At 55.7% G+C, this 17812-nt stretch carries 16 protein-coding genes; all 16 read left to right on the forward strand.

The features are described 5' to 3' along the window. Positions 1-39 precede the first annotated feature (39 nt). On the forward strand, positions 40-4116 hold the full coding sequence (gene rpoB / locus OZ656_RS03415) for a DNA-directed RNA polymerase subunit beta (protein ID WP_011784241.1): 4077 nt from the start codon (positions 40-42) through the stop codon (positions 4114-4116). A gap of 76 nt (positions 4117-4192) precedes the next feature. Beyond that, on the forward strand, positions 4193-8407 hold the full coding sequence (gene rpoC / locus OZ656_RS03420; protein ID WP_011784242.1) for a DNA-directed RNA polymerase subunit beta': 4215 nt from the start codon (positions 4193-4195) through the stop codon (positions 8405-8407). Positions 8408-8574: 167 nt separating this feature from the next. Further along, positions 8575-8949: a 30S ribosomal protein S12 gene (gene rpsL, locus OZ656_RS03425; RefSeq protein ID WP_008174844.1), complete on the forward strand. Its 375-nt coding sequence runs from the start codon at positions 8575-8577 to the stop codon at positions 8947-8949. Positions 8950-9064: 115 nt separating this feature from the next. Further along, a complete protein-coding gene (rpsG, locus tag OZ656_RS03430; RefSeq protein WP_011784243.1) occupies positions 9065-9535 on the forward strand; it encodes a 30S ribosomal protein S7 in 471 nt (156 codons plus the stop codon). Between the two features lie 18 nt (positions 9536-9553). Beyond that, positions 9554-11659 (forward strand): elongation factor G, encoded by a 2106-nt coding sequence (gene fusA, locus OZ656_RS03435; RefSeq protein WP_023011585.1) that lies wholly within the window; start codon positions 9554-9556, stop codon positions 11657-11659. A 34-nt stretch (positions 11660-11693) separates the two neighbouring features. Then, on the forward strand, positions 11694-12890 hold the full coding sequence (gene tuf / locus OZ656_RS03440) for an elongation factor Tu (RefSeq protein ID WP_011784245.1): 1197 nt from the start codon (positions 11694-11696) through the stop codon (positions 12888-12890). Positions 12891-13074: 184 nt separating this feature from the next. Beyond that, the gene (rpsJ, locus tag OZ656_RS03445; protein WP_004580743.1) at positions 13075-13386 is read left to right on the forward strand and encodes a 30S ribosomal protein S10; all 312 of its coding nucleotides are present in this window, start codon (positions 13075-13077) and stop codon (positions 13384-13386) included. A 75-nt stretch (positions 13387-13461) separates the two neighbouring features. After that, entirely contained in the window at positions 13462-14100 is a 639-nt protein-coding gene (rplC, locus tag OZ656_RS03450) for a 50S ribosomal protein L3 (protein ID WP_011784246.1), read from the forward strand. A gap of 11 nt (positions 14101-14111) precedes the next feature. Further along, positions 14112-14717, forward strand: a complete 606-nt coding sequence (gene rplD, locus OZ656_RS03455) for a 50S ribosomal protein L4 (RefSeq protein WP_011784247.1) — start codon at positions 14112-14114, stop codon at positions 14715-14717. Continuing rightward, entirely contained in the window at positions 14714-15007 is a 294-nt protein-coding gene (gene rplW, locus OZ656_RS03460) for a 50S ribosomal protein L23 (RefSeq protein WP_008174862.1), read from the forward strand. The genes rplD and rplW overlap by 4 nt, the downstream gene beginning before the upstream one ends. Positions 15008-15024: 17 nt before the next feature. Continuing rightward, on the forward strand, positions 15025-15852 hold the full coding sequence (gene rplB, locus OZ656_RS03465) for a 50S ribosomal protein L2 (protein ID WP_011784248.1): 828 nt from the start codon (positions 15025-15027) through the stop codon (positions 15850-15852). Positions 15853-15875: 23 nt separating this feature from the next. Next, entirely contained in the window at positions 15876-16151 is a 276-nt protein-coding gene (gene rpsS, locus OZ656_RS03470) for a 30S ribosomal protein S19 (protein ID WP_007154011.1), read from the forward strand. Between the two features lie 16 nt (positions 16152-16167). Then, on the forward strand, positions 16168-16500 hold the full coding sequence (gene rplV, locus OZ656_RS03475; protein ID WP_008940674.1) for a 50S ribosomal protein L22: 333 nt from the start codon (positions 16168-16170) through the stop codon (positions 16498-16500). Between the two features lie 11 nt (positions 16501-16511). Continuing rightward, complete coding sequence (gene rpsC / locus OZ656_RS03480) at positions 16512-17195, forward strand: 30S ribosomal protein S3 (protein ID WP_011784249.1); 684 nt, start codon at positions 16512-16514, stop codon at positions 17193-17195. Positions 17196-17207: 12 nt separating this feature from the next. Then, complete coding sequence (gene rplP, locus OZ656_RS03485; RefSeq protein WP_011784250.1) at positions 17208-17621, forward strand: 50S ribosomal protein L16; 414 nt, start codon at positions 17208-17210, stop codon at positions 17619-17621. Beyond that, complete coding sequence (rpmC, locus tag OZ656_RS03490) at positions 17621-17812, forward strand: 50S ribosomal protein L29 (RefSeq protein ID WP_008174877.1); 192 nt, start codon at positions 17621-17623, stop codon at positions 17810-17812. Before rplP ends, rpmC begins: the two co-directional genes overlap by 1 nt.

Here is a 17812-nt window from a genome sequence, read left to right on the forward strand (position 1 = left end):
CTTGATACCAGGTATCAGGTCTAAAGCTGGGGAATGCAGATGACTTACTCCTACACTGAGAAAAAGCGGATTCGCAAAGACTTTAGTAAATTGCCTTCCGTGATGGAAGTCCCCTATTTGCTGTCTATTCAGCTGGATTCGTTCCGGGACTACCTCCAAATGGAAACTGCGCCTGAAGACCGCCGGGAAACTGGTCTTCATGCAGCATTCAAATCCGTATTCCCGATCGTCAGTTATTCTGGCAACGCCGCGCTCGAGTATGTGAGCTACCGAATCGGCGAGCCAGTCTTTGACGTCAAGGAATGTCAGCTCAGGGGCGTAACTTACGCCGCGCCGCTACGGGTGAAGGTCCGCCTGATCATTTATGATAAGGAATCGTCCAACAAGGCGATCAAGGACATCAAAGAGCAAGAAGTCTACATGGGCGAAATGCCCCTGATGACCGAGAACGGTACCTTTGTTGTTAACGGTACCGAGCGCGTTATTGTTTCCCAGCTCCACCGTTCACCTGGTGTGTTCTTCGATCACGACAAGGGTAAGACCCATTCCTCCGGCAAGCTGTTGTACTCAGCCCGGGTGATTCCTTACCGTGGCTCCTGGCTGGACTTCGAGTTCGATCCGAAGGACGCCGTGTTCGTTCGTATCGACCGCCGTCGTAAGCTGCCGGCCTCCATTCTGTTGCGTGGCCTGGGCTACACCTCCGAGCAAATGCTCGAGATGTTCTTCGAAACCAGTAAGTTCAGCCTGGGCGCGGAAGTGTGCAAGCTGGAGCTGGTACCAAGCCGTCTGCGTGGCGATATCGCAACCTTCGACATCAAAGACAATGACGGCAACGTGATTGTTGAAGAAGGCCGCCGGATCACTGCCCGTCACATCAAGCAGCTGGAAAAAGCCGGTATCACCGAGCTGGAAGTACCGACCGAGTATCTCTACGGTCGTGTCCTGGCCAAGGACATGATCGATCAGTCTACCGGCGAAGTGCTGGTGGAATGCAACACCGAACTGACCGAGGAAGTGGTTACCAAGATCCTCGATGCCGGTGTTAAAGACATCGAAACCCTGTACACCAACGACCTGGATTGCGGTCCGTTCATGTCGGATACCCTGCGTATCGACCCGACCCGCACCCCGCTCGAAGCGTTGGTGGAAATCTACCGCATGATGCGCCCGGGCGAACCGCCTACCAAGGAATCTGCGGAGAATCTGTTTAACAACCTGTTCTTCTCCGAAGAGCGTTACGATCTGTCCGCCGTTGGCCGGATGAAACTGAATCGTCGCCTGGGCCGGGAAGAAAGCACCGGCGAAGGTACGCTGACGCACGACGATATCATCGACGTACTGAAGACTCTGATTGCCATTCGTAACGGCCAGGGCCAGGTGGATGACATTGATAACCTGGGCAACCGTCGTGTGCGTTGCGTGGGTGAAATGGCCGAAAACCAGTTCCGTGTTGGTCTGGTGCGTGTTGAGCGTGCGGTTCGTGAGCGTCTGAGTCTCGCCGAAAGCGAAGGCCTGATGCCGCAGGACCTGATCAACGCCAAGCCGGTTGCGGCCGCTGTGAAAGAGTTCTTTGGCTCCAGTCAGCTGTCCCAGTTCATGGATCAGAACAACCCGTTGTCCGAGGTTACCCACAAGCGTCGTATTTCCGCGTTGGGCCCAGGTGGTCTGACCCGTGAACGCGCTGGCTTCGAAGTCCGTGACGTACATCCGACCCACTACGGCCGCGTGTGCCCGATCGAAACTCCGGAAGGCCCGAACATCGGTCTGATCAACTCGCTGGCAACCTACGCCCGGTCCAATTCCTACGGCTTCCTTGAGAGTCCGTACCGGAAGGTGGTTGATGGTGTGGTGACCGACGAGGTGGTTTACCTCTCTGCGATTGAAGAGAGCAACTACGTGATCGCCCAGGCCAGCGCCGCTACCGATGAAGGCAAGCGTCTGACTGACGAGCTGGTTACGGTGCGTCACCAGAACGAATTTACTGTAGCGCCTCCGGAAGCGGTTAACTTCATGGACGTATCTCCGCGCCAGGTTGTATCGGTCGCGGCGTCTCTGATCCCGTTCCTGGAGCACGACGATGCCAACCGGGCCCTGATGGGTGCGAACATGCAGCGTCAGGCGGTGCCGACCCTGAAGTCGCAGGTGCCTTTGGTGGGTACCGGTGTTGAGCGCACGGTGGCTCAGGACTCTGGCGTGTGTGTAACCGCGCGTCGCGGTGGTGTGATCGAAAGCGTGGATGCGGCCCGTATCGTGGTTCGCGTCAACAACGAAGAAACCGAAGCCGGTGATGCAGGTGTGGATATCTATAACCTCACCAAGTACACCCGCTCCAACCAGAACACCTGTATCAACCAGCGTTCTATCGTGCGTCAGGGTGACGTGATTGCCCGTGGCGATGTGTTGGCGGATGGTCCTTCTGTGGATCTGGGTGAGCTGGCTCTGGGTCAGAACATGCGCATCGCGTTCATGCCCTGGAACGGTTACAACTTTGAGGACTCCATTCTCATCTCCGAGAAAGTGGTTCAGGAAGATCGTCTGACCACCATCCACATTCAGGAACTGACCTGTGTGGCTCGTGATACCAAGCTGGGCAGCGAAGAAATCACCGCAGATATTCCGAACGTGGGTGAAAGCGCACTGTCCAAGCTGGATGAGTCTGGGATTGTCTACATCGGCGCTGAAGTGGGCCCCGGCGACATTCTGGTTGGTAAGGTAACGCCGAAAGGCGAAACCCAGCTGACCCCGGAAGAAAAGCTGCTGCGTGCCATCTTTGGTGAAAAAGCGTCTGACGTTAAGGACACGTCTCAGCGTGTGCCGACCGGTACCCGTGGTACGGTCATTGACGTTCAGGTCTTCACCCGTGACGGTATCGAGAAAGATGCCCGTGCGCTTTCGATCGAGAAAGAGCAGCTGGACAAGTACCGTAAGGACCTGAAAGACGAGTACCGCATTGTTGAAGGTGCAACGTTCGAGCGTCTGATGGCCGCTCTGAAAGGTCAGGAAGTGATCAGTGGTCCGGGCCTGAAAAAGGGTGCGAAGCTGGAAGAAGCCTACCTGGCGGAACTGCCGCGAGCCGACTGGTTCAAGCTGCGCATGAAAGACGAAGCTTTGAACGAGTTGCTGGAGAAATCCGAGCAGGGCCTCGAGGATCGCAAGAAAGAGCACGAAGCTCGCTTTGACGACAAGAAGGGCAAGCTTCAGCAGGGCGACGATCTGGCTCCTGGCGTACTCAAGATTGTTAAGGTTTACCTGGCAATCAAGCGTCGTATTCAGCCGGGCGACAAGATGGCTGGCCGTCACGGTAACAAGGGTGTTATCTCTGCGGTTATGCCGATTGAAGACATGCCCTACGACGAGTTTGGCAATACCGTCGATATCGTTCTGAACCCGCTCGGTGTACCGTCGCGGATGAACGTTGGTCAGGTCCTTGAAACTCATCTTGGTGCTGCGGCGAAAGGTCTGGGTGAGCGGATCAGCCGCATGCTGGATGAGCAGCGTAAGGTGGCTGAGCTTCGCAAGTTGCTGGACGAGATCTACAATCACTCGGACGAAGTGTTCAAGGTTGACCTTGACAGTCTGACTGATAAAGAGATTTTCGAGCTGTGCAACAACCTGCGTGGTGGCGTTCCCATGGCAACACCGGTCTTCGATGGTGCCAAGGAAGCTGAGGTGAAGAGAATGCTTGAGTTGGCTGGCCTGGATACCACCGGTCAGACCAAGCTCTATGACGGCCGTACCGGCGATGCGTTTGATCGTCCGGTGACTGTTGGCTATATGTACATTCTCAAGCTGAACCACCTGATCGACGACAAGATGCACGCTCGTTCTACCGGCTCTTACAGCCTGGTTACCCAGCAGCCGCTGGGTGGTAAGGCTCAGTTCGGTGGTCAGCGCTTCGGTGAGATGGAAGTCTGGGCTCTGGAGGCATACGGTGCCGCCTATACCCTGCAGGAAATGCTCACCGTCAAGTCTGACGACGTAAACGGTCGGACCAAGATGTACAAGAACATTGTTGATGGCGATCATCGCATGGAGCCGGGCATGCCCGAATCCTTCAACGTTCTTGTCAAGGAAATCCGCTCGTTGGGTATCGACATCGAGCTGGAATCCGAGTGAGCCGAATTGTTTTTGGCAGCGTGAGCGGGCACTCCGTGTGCCCGCCCGAGATTAACGCCATCCGGAGCTTTAACTGATGAAAGATTTGCTGAATCTTCTCAAGAGCCAGAATCAGAGCAAGGAATTCGACGCCATCCGCATTGGCCTGGCGTCGCCTGACATGATTCGTTCCTGGTCTTTTGGCGAAGTAAAAAAGCCTGAGACCATTAACTACCGTACCTTCAAGCCGGAGCGTGACGGTCTTTTCTGTGCCAAGATCTTCGGCCCGATCAAGGACTACGAGTGTCTGTGCGGAAAATACAAGCGCCTCAAGCACCGCGGTGTCATTTGTGAAAAGTGTGGTGTCGAGGTTGCTCTGGCGAGCGTTCGTCGTGAGCGCATGGGCCATATTGAGCTGGCCAGCCCGGTCGCCCATATCTGGTTCCTGAAGTCGCTGCCGTCCCGCATCGGCCTGATGCTGGACATGACCCTGCGTGATATCGAGCGGGTTCTGTACTTCGAGAGCTTTATTGTTATCGATCCGGGCATGACCACTCTGGAGAAGGGCCAGCTGCTGAACGATGAGCAGTATTACGAAGCCCTGGAAGAGTTTGGTGACGAGTTCGACGCCCGCATGGGTGCGGAAGCCGTCAAGCAATTGCTGGAAGACATCGATCTGCAGGCCGAAGTTGACGCGCTGCGCGAAGAAATTCCGCAGACCAACTCCGAGACCAAGATCAAGAAATTCAGCAAGCGCCTGAAAATTCTGGAAGCGTTCCTGTATTCCGGTAACAAGCCGGGCGACATGGTCATGACCGTGCTGCCGGTTCTTCCGCCGGACCTGCGCCCCTTGGTTCCCCTGGATGGTGGCCGTTTTGCCACTTCCGACCTGAACGACCTGTACCGTCGGGTGATCAACCGGAACAACCGTCTCAAGCGCCTTTTGGAGCTGAATGCTCCGGACATCATCGTGCGTAACGAGAAGCGGATGCTGCAGGAAGCTGTGGATGCCCTGCTGGACAATGGCCGTCGTGGCCGTGCCATCACCGGCACCAACAAGCGCCCCCTGAAGTCCCTGGCTGACATGATCAAGGGTAAGCAGGGTCGTTTCCGTCAGAACCTGCTGGGTAAGCGTGTTGACTACTCCGGCCGTTCGGTGATCGTGGTAGGTCCGTACCTGCGCCTGCATCAGTGCGGTCTGCCGAAGAAAATGGCTCTGGAGCTGTTCAAACCGTTCATTTTCTCAAAGCTTGAGCACCGCGGACTGGCGACCACGATCAAGGCCGCCAAGAAGATGGTCGAGCGTGAGGAAGGTGTGGTCTGGGATATCCTGGATGAGGTCATCCGTGAGCATCCGATCCTGCTGAACCGTGCGCCGACCCTGCACCGTCTGGGCATCCAGGCGTTCGAGCCGGTTCTGATCGAAGGTAAGGCCATTCAGCTGCACCCGCTGGTGTGTGCGGCCTACAACGCTGACTTCGATGGTGACCAGATGGCGGTACACGTACCGCTGACTCTGGAAGCCCAGCTTGAAGCCCGCGCGTTGATGATGTCTACCAACAACGTGTTGTCGCCCGCCAACGGCGAGCCCATCATCGTACCGTCTCAGGACGTGGTACTGGGGCTGTACTACATGACCCGTGAGCGCCACGCCGCTCTGGGTGAAGGTATGGTCTTTGCTGACGTCAAGGAAGCCCATCGCGCTTACGGTGCCGGTCAGGTTGACCTGCAGGCGAAGGTTAAGGTCCGGGTCAAGGAAGTTGCGGTTGACGAAGACGGTAATCGTACCGAGAGCTTCCGCATTGTCGATACCACCGTTGGTCGCGCTCTGCTTTACGATATCGTGCCGGACGGCCTGCCGTTCGAGATCGTCAACAAGCCGATGGTGAAGAAGGCGATTTCCAACCTGATCAACACCTGTTACCGGGATGCTGGTCTGAAAGACACGGTCATCTTCGCTGACCAGTTGATGTACATGGGTTACCACTACGCAACCCGTTCCGGTATCTCGATCGGCTTTAACGATTTCGAGATCCCGCCGGAGAAGTACGAGCTGGTGGATGCGGCCTCCGACGAAGTAAAAGACATCGAAAACCAGTACGCATCCGGTCTTCTGACCCAGGGTGAGAAGTACAACAAGGTGATCGACATCTGGTCCCGTGCCAACGACAAAGTGTCCAAGGCAATGATGGAGCGTCTGTCCAAAGAGCAGGTTATTGGCCCTGATGGCCAGCCAGTGAAGGGCGAAGACGGTGAAGACCTGATGCAGGAGTCCTTCAACTCCGTCTACATGATGGCCGATTCCGGTGCGCGGGGTTCCGCCGCCCAGATCCGTCAGCTGTCCGGTATGCGTGGTCTGATGGCAAAGCCGGATGGTTCCATCATCGAAACGCCGATTACGGCTAACTTCCGTGAAGGTCTGAACGTACTCCAGTACTTCATCTCGACTCACGGTGCTCGTAAAGGTCTGGCGGATACCGCACTGAAGACCGCGAACTCCGGTTACCTGACCCGCCGTCTGGTTGACGTGTCTCAGGATCTGGTTGTGACCGAGGAAGACTGTGGTACCGATGAAGGCCTGCTGATGACGCCGCACATCGAAGGTGGCGACGTGGTTGTGCCGCTGGGCGACCGGGTTCTGGGTCGTGTGACGGCTCGCGATGTGTTTACGCCGACTGACAAGGACAACGCCGTTGTTCCTGCGGGCACACTGCTCGACGAGAAGACCGTCGAAATGGTTGAGCGCGCGGGTGTAGACGAAATCTGGGTACGCTCTGCGATTACCTGTGAGACCCGTCACGGCATCTGTTCCAAGTGTTACGGCCGTGATCTGGCCCGTGGCCACCAGGTGAATGTGGGCGAAGCGGTAGGTGTTATCGCTGCCCAGTCCATCGGTGAGCCGGGTACCCAGCTGACCATGCGTACCTTCCACATTGGTGGTGCCGCGAGCCGGGCGTCTGCGGTAGACAATATCCAGGTGAAGCATGGTGGTACGGTACGCCTGCACAACCTGAAGTCGATCGAGAAGACCGATGGTTCGCTGGTGGTGGTATCCCGTTCCTCCGCGCTGGCCATTGCCGACGAGCAGGGTCGTGAGCGCGAGTGGTACAAGCTGCCGTACGGTGCCGTGCTGTCTGTGAAGAACGGTGATCAGGTAGAAGCCGGTGTTGTGGTTGCCAAGTGGGATCCGCACACGCACCCGATCATCGCGGAAGCGAAGGGCACCGCCAAGTTCGTCAACATGGAAGAGGGCATTACTGTCCGTACCCAGGCTGACGAGCTGACCGGTCTGTCCACCATGGAAGTGATTGACCCGAAAGAGCGTCCGGCTGCGGGTAAGGACATTCGTCCGGCCATTCAGCTGGTCGACGACTCGGGAGAGGAAGTGGAGCTGCCCGGGGGCGGTACCGCGATCTTCTTCCTGCCGGCTAACGCTCTGGTAACCATGGCGAATGGCGCCAAGATCGAGCTGGGTGATGTGGTCGCCCGTATTCCGCAGGAAAGCTCGAAGACCCGGGACATCACCGGTGGTCTGCCTCGGGTTGCCGACCTGTTCGAGGCCCGTCGTCCGAAAGAGTCCGCGATCCTCGCGGAGATCAGTGGCGTGGTTTCCTTCGGTAAAGAGACCAAAGGCAAGAAGCGCCTGGTGATCACGCCGAAGGATGACGATGCCTATGAGGTTCTGATTCCGAAGCATCGCCAGCTCAACGTGTTCGAAGGTGAAACCGTTGAAAAGGGTGAGGTGATCTCGGATGGTCCGTCGAACCCGCACGACATCCTGCGTCTGCTGGGTGTGGTCGAGCTGGCCAAGTACATCACCAACGAAATCCAGGACGTTTACCGTCTGCAGGGCGTTGTCATCAACGATAAACATATCGAGGTTATCGTTCGCCAGATGCTGCGCAAGGTCGAAATCACCGATCCGGGTGATACCACGCTGCTGTCGGGCGACCAGGTAGAAATTACCCAGGTGATGGAAGAGAACGAGAAGGCGAATGCGGCAGACAAAGAGCCTGCACGCTTCGAGCGTCTGCTGCTTGGTATCACCAAGGCATCGCTGGCGACCGAGTCCTTCATCTCTGCGGCCTCGTTCCAGGAAACCACCCGGGTTCTGACCGAGGGTGCGGTGACTGGCAAACGGGACTACCTGCGCGGCCTGAAGGAAAACGTGGTGGTAGGACGTCTGATACCGGCGGGTACGGGTCTTGCCTATCACAACGAGCGCCGTCGCAAGCGTGACCTGGAAGAGCAGGGCGTGACTGCGGCCGATGTCGAAGAAGCTCTGAGCGCCGAACTTAACCGCGAAAGCTGAGTTCACGCGCGCCACCCTCGGGGTAGATACCTACCTTCAGGGTGGTTAAAAAGAGATCAGTCATCTTGACTGACTCGGGGCGCAAGCTTAAACTTGCGTCCCTTAAATTTTACCCCCTGCATTGGGGGTAAGTTTCATTGGTATGGTTTTTTTTGGAGTTTGCTTACATGGCAACGATTAATCAGTTGGTGCGTAAGCCTCGTAAGCGCAAGGTAGCCAAGAGCGACGTTCCCGCGCTCCAGGCTTGCCCTCAGCGCCGTGGTGTGTGCACTCGTGTATACACCACTACGCCGAAGAAGCCGAACTCAGCACTGCGTAAAGTGTGCCGTGTTCGTCTGACTAACGGCTACGAGGTTTCCTCATACATTGGTGGTGAAGGTCACAACCTTCAGGAGCACAGTGTTGTGCTGATCCGTGGCGGTCGAGTAAAAGACCTTCCGGGTGTGCGCTATCACACTGTTCGCGGTACTTTGGACACCCAGGGTGTACAGAACCGTAAGCAGGGCCGCTCCAAGTACGGTGCAAAACGACCCAAGTCCTGATGTCCCGAGCGGGTGTCTTTTATCGTTGCTTGTCAGAACGGTAAGAGTAAGGCTGAGTAGCAGATGGCTATCTCAGGGGTTCCTGAAGACCTTTTAGATATATAAGGGCTTATCGATGCCTAGAAGAAGAGTTGCAGCTAAGCGGGAAATCATTCCCGATCCGAAATTCGGCAGTGCACGTCTTGCCAAGTTCATCAACCACGTGATGGAAAGCGGTAAGAAGTCTGTTGCAGAGCGCATTGTTTATGGCGCGCTCGATATTGTTGCCGAGAAATCCAAGGAAGAGCCGATCGAAATGTTCGAAAAGGCCCTGGAGAACATCCAGCCGATGGTGGAAGTAAAATCCCGTCGCGTGGGTGGTGCTACTTACCAGGTGCCTGTAGAAGTACGGCCTTCCCGTCAGAACGCGCTGGCTATGCGCTGGCTCGTCGAATACTCACGGAAGCGTGGTGAGAAGTCCATGGCGCAACGTCTGGCCGGCGAAATTCTTGACGCGGCAGACAGCAAAGGTGCCGCGGTGAAGAAGCGCGAAGACGTGCATCGTATGGCAGAAGCCAACAAAGCATTCTCTCACTTCCGTTTCTAACAAGCCGAGGTTTATATCGTGGCACGCAAGACTCCTATCAAACGTTACAGAAACATTGGTATCTGTGCGCACGTGGATGCGGGCAAGACCACTACAACCGAGCGTATTCTTTACTACACCGGTCGTAGTCACAAAATGGGTGAAACCCATGACGGCGCTTCCACTACAGACTGGATGGAGCAGGAGCAGGAGCGTGGTATCACCATCACGTCTGCCGCTGTTACAACCTTCTGGCAGGGTATGGACAAGCAATACCCCGAGCACCGCATCAACATTATCGACACACCGGGGCACGTTGACTTCACTATCGAAGTAGAGCGTTCTCTGCGGGTTCTCGATGGTGCCGTGGTTGTGTTCTGTGGTTCCTCTGGTGTTGAGCCGCAGTCTGAGACTGTATGGCGTCAGGCCAACAAGTATGAAGTTCCGCGCATGGTGTTCGTCAACAAGATGGACCGTGCCGGCGCTAACTTTATGCGCGTTGTTGAGCAGATCCGTAACCGTCTGGGCGCGACCACTGTGCCCATCCAGCTGCCGATTGGCGCGGAAGACGATTTCGAAGGCATCGTTGACCTGCTGCGCATGAAGGCCATCTACTGGAACGAAGCTGACCAGGGCATGACCTACGAGCTTCGCGACATTCCGGAATCCATGAAGGCGGAAGCCGAGAAGGCTCGCGAGCAGATGATTGAAGCTGCTGCCGAAGCCAACGAAGAGTATATGGATAAGTATCTGGAAGGCGAAGAGCTGACCTACGAAGAGATCAAGAAGGGTCTGCGCGATCGTACCATCGCCAACGAAATCGTTCTGGCGACCTGTGGTTCCGCGTTCAAGAACAAGGGTGTGCAGGCGGTACTTGATGCCGTTATCGAATTCCTGCCGGCTCCGGATGAGGTTAAAGCCATCCGCGGTGAGGTTGACGACGAAGGTACAGAAGAGACTCGTCCGGTTGACGACGATGCGCCGTTCGCTGCTCTGGCGTTCAAGATCGCCACCGACCCGTTCGTGGGCACGCTGACCTTCTTCCGGGTTTACTCCGGTAAGCTGGAATCCGGTAATGCTGTGTTCAACTCGGTTAAAGGCAAGAAAGAGCGTGTGGGCCGTATGGTTCAGATGCACGCCAACGACCGTGAAGAGATCAAGGAAGTTCTGGCGGGCGACATCGCCGCTGCCATTGGCCTGAAGAACGTGACCACCGGTGACACCCTGTGTGACGAGAACAACAAGATTGTTCTGGAGCGCATGGAGTTCCCTGAGCCGGTTATCTCCGTAGCTGTTGAGCCGAAGTCCAAAGCTGACCAGGAGAAGATGGGTGTGGCGCTGGGCAAACTGGCTCAGGAGGATCCTTCGTTCCGTGTTCGCACCGACGAAGAGTCCGGTCAGACCATCATCTCTGGTATGGGTGAGCTTCACCTGGACATCATCGTTGACCGTATGCGTCGCGAGTTCAAGGTTGAGGCCAACATCGGTAAGCCTCAGGTGGCTTATCGTGAGTGCATCCGTAAGCCGGTTGACGTTGAAGGTAAATTCGTTCGTCAGTCTGGTGGTCGCGGCCAGTACGGTCACGTAAAAGTGAAGTTGGAGCCGCTGCCTCTGGATGATGAAGATGGCGAAAACTTTATCTTTGTGAACGAGATCGTTGGTGGTGTGGTTCCCAAGGAATACATTCCGGCGGTTCAGCAGGGTATCGAGGAGCAGATGCAGAACGGCTGTCTGGCCGGCTATCCGCTGCTGGGTATCAAGGCGACGCTGTACGATGGTTCCTACCACGACGTCGACTCCAACGAAATGGCGTTCAAGATCGCTGGTTCCATGGCGATGAAGAAAGGCGCCCTCGAAGCAAATCCTGCCCTTCTTGAGCCGATCATGAAGGTAGAGGTTGTTACCCCTGAAGACTACATGGGTGACGTTGTTGGCGACCTGAACCGTCGTCGCGGCCTCGTGCAGGGTATGGATGAGAGCCCTGCGGGCAAGGTCATCCGTGCAGAAGTTCCGTTGTCGGAGATGTTCGGTTACGCCACCGACCTGCGTTCTGCAACACAGGGCCGGGCGTCTTATGCGATGGAGTTCTCCCGCTATGCGGAAGCTCCTTCGAACATTGCCGAAGCGATCATTAAAAAGGGTTGATCCCAGGACTTAAGAAACAGGAAGAGGTGTAACCGTGTCCAAAGCAAAGTTTGAGCGTAACAAGCCGCACGTAAACGTGGGCACCATCGGTCACGTTGACCATGGTAAGACCACTCTGACAGCCGCCCTGACTCGTGTGTGTCACGAAGTTTGGGGTACTGGCGAGAGCCGTGCTTTCGATCAGATCGATAACGCACCGGAAGAGCGTGCGCGTGGTATTACCATCGCGACCTCTCACGTAGAGTACGATTCTCCGACCCGTCACTACGCCCACGTAGACTGCCCGGGCCACGCTGACTATGTGAAGAACATGATCACTGGTGCGGCACAGATGGACGGCGCGATCCTGGTTTGCTCCGCAGCTGACGGCCCCATGCCGCAGACTCGTGAGCACATCCTGCTGTCCCGTCAGGTTGGCGTTCCTTTCATTGTCGTGTTCCTGAACAAGGCCGACATGGTAGACGACGAGGAGCTGCTGGAGCTGGTTGAGATGGAAGTTCGTGACCTGCTGAGCCAGTACGACTTCCCGGGTGACGACACTCCGATCATCACCGGTTCTGCCCTGATGGCGCTGGAAGGCAAAGACGACAACGAAATGGGTACTACCGCTGTGAAGAAGCTGGTAGAAGCCCTGGACGACTACATCCCTGAGCCGGAGCGTGCGATCGATCAGCCGTTCCTGATGCCGATCGAGGACGTATTCTCCATCTCCGGTCGTGGTACCGTAGTAACTGGTCGTGTTGAGCGTGGCATCATCAAGGTTGGTGACGAAGTGGAAATCGTGGGTATCCGCGACACCACCAAGACCACCTGTACCGGTGTTGAGATGTTCCGCAAGCTGCTGGACGAAGGTCGTGCCGGCGAGAACGTTGGTGTTCTGCTGCGTGGTACCAAGCGTGACGACGTTGAGCGTGGTCAGGTTCTGTGTGTACCGGGCTCCATCAAGCCGCACACCAAGTTCGAGTGTGAAGTGTACGTACTGTCCAAAGAAGAAGGTGGTCGTCATACTCCGTTCTTCAAGGGCTACCGTCCGCAGTTCTACTTCCGGACCACTGACGTGACCGGTTCTTGCGAACTGCCGGAAGGCGTAGAAATGGTAATGCCGGGTGACAACGTGAAAATGACCGTCACCCTGATCGCTCCGATCGCCATGGAAGATGGCCTGCGCTTCGCGATTCGCGAAGGTGGTCGTACCGTTGGTGCCGGCGTGGTCGCCAAGATCATCGAGTAATTTATTCGATTGATCAGGAAAAAGGGGCTGAGCGTTCAGCCCCTTTTTCTGTTTAGGTCGCAAATGTCGCTCAACCCTGTCAATGGCAATGCTGTTGACAGGGTTGGGTATTATGCATACAATGCGGCTCCTTTTTTTGAAGGTCGGCTAACTAGTAGCTGCTACGAGTGGAGTTTGGTGCATCATGCAAAGCCAAAAAATTCGAATCCGGTTGAAGGCGTTTGATTATCGCCTGATCGACCAGTCCACGCAGGAGATTGTCGATACCGCCAAGCGGACCGGCGCTCAGGTGCGTGGTCCCATTCCTCTGCCGACGCGGAAGGAAAAGTACACGGTATTGATCTCTCCGCACGTCAACAAAGACGCGCGTGATCAGTATGAAATTCGTACGCATAAGCGTTTGCTCGACATTGTTGAGCCGACGGAAAAGACAGTAGATGCTCTGATGAAACTGGACCTGGCAGCAGGTGTAGACGTTCAGATCAGCCTCGGCTAATACCGCCCGGTATTAGTCTGTGTAACTGTCATAGGCCATAGAGGGTGCAAGCCCCGTACACTTAAGAGGTGAAACATGGCAATTGGTGTTGTCGGTCGTAAGGCCGGTATGACCCGTATTTTTACGGATGAAGGGCAGGCGCTGCCTGTCACGGTAATTGAGGTTGAGCCCAACCGCATTACCCAACTCAAGACCCTCGAAAGCGACGGCTACCGTGCAGTGCAGGTAACCGTAGGTTCTCGTCGTTCCTCCCGTGTAAACAAGGCGGCTGCCGGGCACTTTGCAAAAGCAGGTGTTGAAGCTGGTCGTGGCGTTTGGGAATTCCGTCTGGCTGATGGCGAAGGTGAAGACCTGGCCGCCGGTGGCGAGCTGACCGTTTCCGTGTTTGAAGACGGTCAGGTGGTTGACGCAGTAGGTCAGTCCAAGGGTAAGGGTTTCCAGGGCGGTGTTAAGCGCTGGAACTTCTCCATGCAGGACGCTACTCACGGTAACTCCCTGTCTCATCGTGCTCCGGGTTCCATTGGTCAGAACCAGACTCCGGGTAAGGTGTTCAAGGGCAAGAAGATGGCCGGTCAGATGGGTAATGCGCAGGTTACTGTGCAGAACCTGAAAATCGTCCGTGTCGATGCCGAGCGCAACCTGCTGCTGGTAAGTGGTGCCGTACCTGGCGCAACTGGCGGCGACGTTGTCATCAAGCCTGCAGTTAAAGCCTGAGGAGCGGTGCGATGGAATTGACAATTACTGGTAGCGGCAAGGGGATTTCTGTTTCCGACGCTGCGTTTGCCAAAGATTTTAACGAAGCTCTGGTGCATCAGGTGGTTACTGCTTACATGGCAGCTGGCCGTCAGGGTACCAAGGCCCAGAAGACACGTTCCGAAGTCAGTGGTGGTGGCAAGAAGCCATGGCGTCAGAAGGGTACTGGTCGTGCCCGTGCTGGTACCATTCGTAGCCCGATCTGGCGTTCAGGCGGCGTAACCTTTGCTGCCAAGCCCCGTGACTTCGAGCAAAAGGTTAACCGCAAGATGTACCGTGCGGCGATGCGTTCCATTTTCTCCGAGCTGGTACGCCAGGAGCGTCTGGTTGTGGTTGACGACATGAATGTCGATACACCCAAGACCAAGGCCTTCACTGCCAAGCTGAGCGATCTGGGTGTGTCCAACGCCCTGATCCTGTCTGAGAATGTTGAGCAGAATCTGCACCTGGCTTCCCGCAACGTTCCTCATGTGGACGTTCGCGATGTGGCAGGTCTGGATCCGGTCAGCCTGGTTGCCTTCGAGAAAGTCGTGGTGACTGTTCCCGCTCTGAAGAAGATCGAGGAGATGCTGGGATGAATCAGGAACGTATTTACAAGGTCCTGTTAGGGCCGCACGTATCAGAAAAAGCGTCTCTGGCGGCAGAGCGTGGTCAGGTGGTGTTTCGTGTAGCGCCTGATGCGACCAAGCCCGAGATCAAGAAAGCCGTTGAGCAACTGTTCAACGTCACCGTCGAAGGTGTTCAGGTTCTGAACCGTAAGGGTAAGCTCAAGCGCACTATCCGCGGGTTCGGCAAGCGTAATGACATTCGTAAGGCTTACGTCAAGCTGGCAGAAGGTCAGGACATCGATTTTCTGGATGTGGAATAAGGTAAAGGGGTCGTAATATGCCGATCGTCAAAACCAAGCCAACATCTGCCGGACGCCGTCACGTTGTAAAACTTTACAACCCGGATCTGCACAAAGGACGTCCTTACGAGCCGTTGGTAGAAACAAAGAGTAAGTCTGGTGGCCGTAACAATGTTGGCCGCATTACTACTCGTCACATTGGTGGTGGTCATAAGCAGCACTACCGTGTTATCGACTTCAAGCGGACCAAAGATGGTATCCCGGCGGTCATTGAGCGCCTGGAATACGATCCTAACCGCTCTGCGCACATTGCACTGGTCAAATATGCCGATGGCGAGCGTCGTTACATTATCGCTCCCAAAGGTATGAAGGCTGGTGATCCTGTGCGCTCCGGCGTCGACGCGCCGATCAAGGTGGGCTCCACGCTGCCGCTCCGGAACATTCCGGTCGGTTCCGTAATCCACTGCGTCGAACTCAAGCCTGGCAAAGGTGCACAGCTGGCTCGCTCTGCGGGCGCATCCGTACAGCTGGTTGCTCGGGAAGGGGCGTATGCCACCATCCGCCTGCGTTCAGGTGAAATGCGTAAGGTGCTTGTAGATTGCCGTGCCACTCTGGGCGAAGTGTCCAACAGTGAGCATAGCCTCAAGCAGCTTGGTAAAGCGGGTGCATCACGTTGGCGCGGCAAACGGCCAACAGTACGTGGTGTTGCTATGAACCCAGTTGACCACCCGCATGGTGGTGGTGAAGGGCGTACCTCTGGCGGACGTCACCCGGTTACTCCGTGGGGTGTTCCGACCAAAGGGCATAAGACTCGTAAGAACAAGCGTACTGACAAGATGATAGTACGTCGTCGTTCGGCCAAGTAAACGACTACATAGAGGTAATTGCTGTGCCACGTTCTTTGAAGAAAGGTCCTTTTATAGACCTGCATCTGTTGAAGAAGGTCGAGGCAGCTCTGGAAGCAAATGACAAGCGGCCCATTAAAACCTGGTCCCGCCGGTCAACAGTCTTCCCGGAGATGGTAGGCCTGACCATTGCAGTCCACAACGGCAAGCAGCACGTGCCGGTTTATGTCACCGAAGATATGGTTGGACATAAGCTGGGTGAGTTCGCGGCAACGCGTACTTATCGTGGTCATGCGGCCGACAAGAAAGCTAAACGCTGATTCTGAGGTAATAGAAATGGAAGTAGCAGCCAAGTACAAGGGCGCTCGCCTCTCAGCTCAGAAAGCACGTCTTGTCGCTGACCAAGTACGCGGCAAGGCTGTTGAGGACGCCCTGAACATTCTGACTTTCAGCCCTAAGAAGGCAGCGGTTGTGATCAAGAAAGCTCTTGAATCCGCCATTGCCAACGCTGAGCACAACGAAGGTCTGGACGTAGATGATCTGCGGGTTTCCACCGTGATGGTGGATGAGGGCCCAACGCTCAAGCGAATCAAAGCTCGAGCCAAGGGGCGCGCTGACCGTATTTTCAAGCGCACCTGTCATATCACCGTCAAGGTCGCCGACAAGTAGGAGATGCTCAGATGGGTCATAAAGTAAATCCAACCGGCATTCGCCTGGGTGTGATCAAAGAGCACAACTCAGTGTGGTACGCCGACAAAAAGGACTACGCGAAGAATCTTCTGAATGATATTCAGGTTCGCGAATTCCTGGACAAGCGTCTGGTTAAGGCGTCTGTCAGCAAGATCGTGATCGAGCGCCCTGCTCAGAACGCCCGGATCACGATCCATACCGCCCGCCCCGGTATTGTTATCGGTAAGAAGGGTGAAGATGTTGACCGTCTGCGTCGCGAAGTCAGCGACATGATGGGTGTGCCTGTGCACATCAACATCGAAGAAGTCCGCAAGCCGGACCTGGATGCCCGCCTGGTAGCGCAAAACGTTGCCGGCCAGCTGGAGCGTCGTGTGATGTTCCGTCGCGCTATGAAGCGTGCGGTTCAAAACGCCATGCGTCAGGGAGCCAAGGGTATCAAGATTCAGGTTGGCGGTCGTCTTGGGGGTGCTGAAATCGCACGTTCCGAGTGGTATCGCGAAGGTCGTGTACCTCTGCACACACTGCGTGCAGATATTGATTATGCAACCTATGAAGCGCACACCACTTACGGCGTTATCGGCGTAAAGGTATGGATCTTCAAAGGTGAGATTCTTGGTGGTATGGAGCAGGTCCGTGCTGACAAGAAAGCCTCTGGGAAGAAAGGTTCTAAGTAAAGGGGCACTCTTATGCTGCAACCAAAACGCACCAAATTCCGCAAGGTAATGAAAGGCCGTAACACCGGTCTTGCTCAGCGCGCAAACAAGGTGAGCTTCGGTGAATACGGATTGAAGGCGACCAGCCGTGGGCGTATAACTGCGCGCCAGATTGAGGCAGCGCGTCGTACCATGACTCGCCGCATCAAGCGGGGCGGTAAGATCTGGATCCGCGTATTCCCGGATAAGCCGATCACCGGTAAGCCGCTGGAAGTACGTATGGGTAAAGGTAAAGGTTCTGTCGAGTATTGGGTGGCTGAGATTCAGCCAGGCCGCATGTTGTACGAGATGGAAGGTGTCGCGGAAGAAATCGCACGCGAAGCTTTCACTCTGGCTGCCGCCAAACTGCCGGTACAGACCACCTTTGTTAAGAGGACGGTGATGTGATGAAAGCAACAGAGCTGCGTGAAAAGTCAGTCGAGGAGCTGAACAAAGAGCTGATCGACCTCCTGAAGGAGCAGTTCAACCTGCGCATGCGCAAGGCGACAGGTCAGCTGAATCAGTCTCACCTTCTCGGCAAGGTGAAGCGCGATATCGCTCGCGTGAAAACAGTATTGAACGAAAAGGCAGGACAGTGA

The organism is Marinobacter sp. LM1 (genome assembly GCF_042763285.1).
GTDB lineage: Bacteria > Pseudomonadota > Gammaproteobacteria > Pseudomonadales > Oleiphilaceae > Marinobacter > Marinobacter nauticus.

Bases quoted from the DNA above. Each gene is read 5' to 3' on its own strand.
- rplB (WP_011784248.1), top strand. From the start codon at position 15,025: ATGCCGATCGTCAAAACCAAGCCAACATCTGCCGGACGCCGTCACGTT.
- rpoC (WP_011784242.1), top strand. From the start codon at position 4,193: ATGAAAGATTTGCTGAATCTTCTCAAGAGCCAGAATCAGAGCAAGGAA.
- rplP (WP_011784250.1), top strand. From the start codon at position 17,208: ATGCTGCAACCAAAACGCACCAAATTCCGCAAGGTAATGAAAGGCCGT.
- rpmC (WP_008174877.1), top strand. From the start codon at position 17,621: ATGAAAGCAACAGAGCTGCGTGAAAAGTCAGTCGAGGAGCTGAACAAA.
- rpsJ (WP_004580743.1), top strand. From the start codon at position 13,075: ATGCAAAGCCAAAAAATTCGAATCCGGTTGAAGGCGTTTGATTATCGC.
- rplD (WP_011784247.1), top strand. From the start codon at position 14,112: ATGGAATTGACAATTACTGGTAGCGGCAAGGGGATTTCTGTTTCCGAC.
- rplV (WP_008940674.1), top strand. From the start codon at position 16,168: ATGGAAGTAGCAGCCAAGTACAAGGGCGCTCGCCTCTCAGCTCAGAAA.
- rplW (WP_008174862.1), top strand. From the start codon at position 14,714: ATGAATCAGGAACGTATTTACAAGGTCCTGTTAGGGCCGCACGTATCA.
- rpsC (WP_011784249.1), top strand. From the start codon at position 16,512: ATGGGTCATAAAGTAAATCCAACCGGCATTCGCCTGGGTGTGATCAAA.
- rplC (WP_011784246.1), top strand. From the start codon at position 13,462: ATGGCAATTGGTGTTGTCGGTCGTAAGGCCGGTATGACCCGTATTTTT.
- rpsL (WP_008174844.1), top strand. From the start codon at position 8,575: ATGGCAACGATTAATCAGTTGGTGCGTAAGCCTCGTAAGCGCAAGGTA.
- rpoB (WP_011784241.1), top strand. From the start codon at position 40: ATGACTTACTCCTACACTGAGAAAAAGCGGATTCGCAAAGACTTTAGT.
- rpsG (WP_011784243.1), top strand. From the start codon at position 9,065: ATGCCTAGAAGAAGAGTTGCAGCTAAGCGGGAAATCATTCCCGATCCG.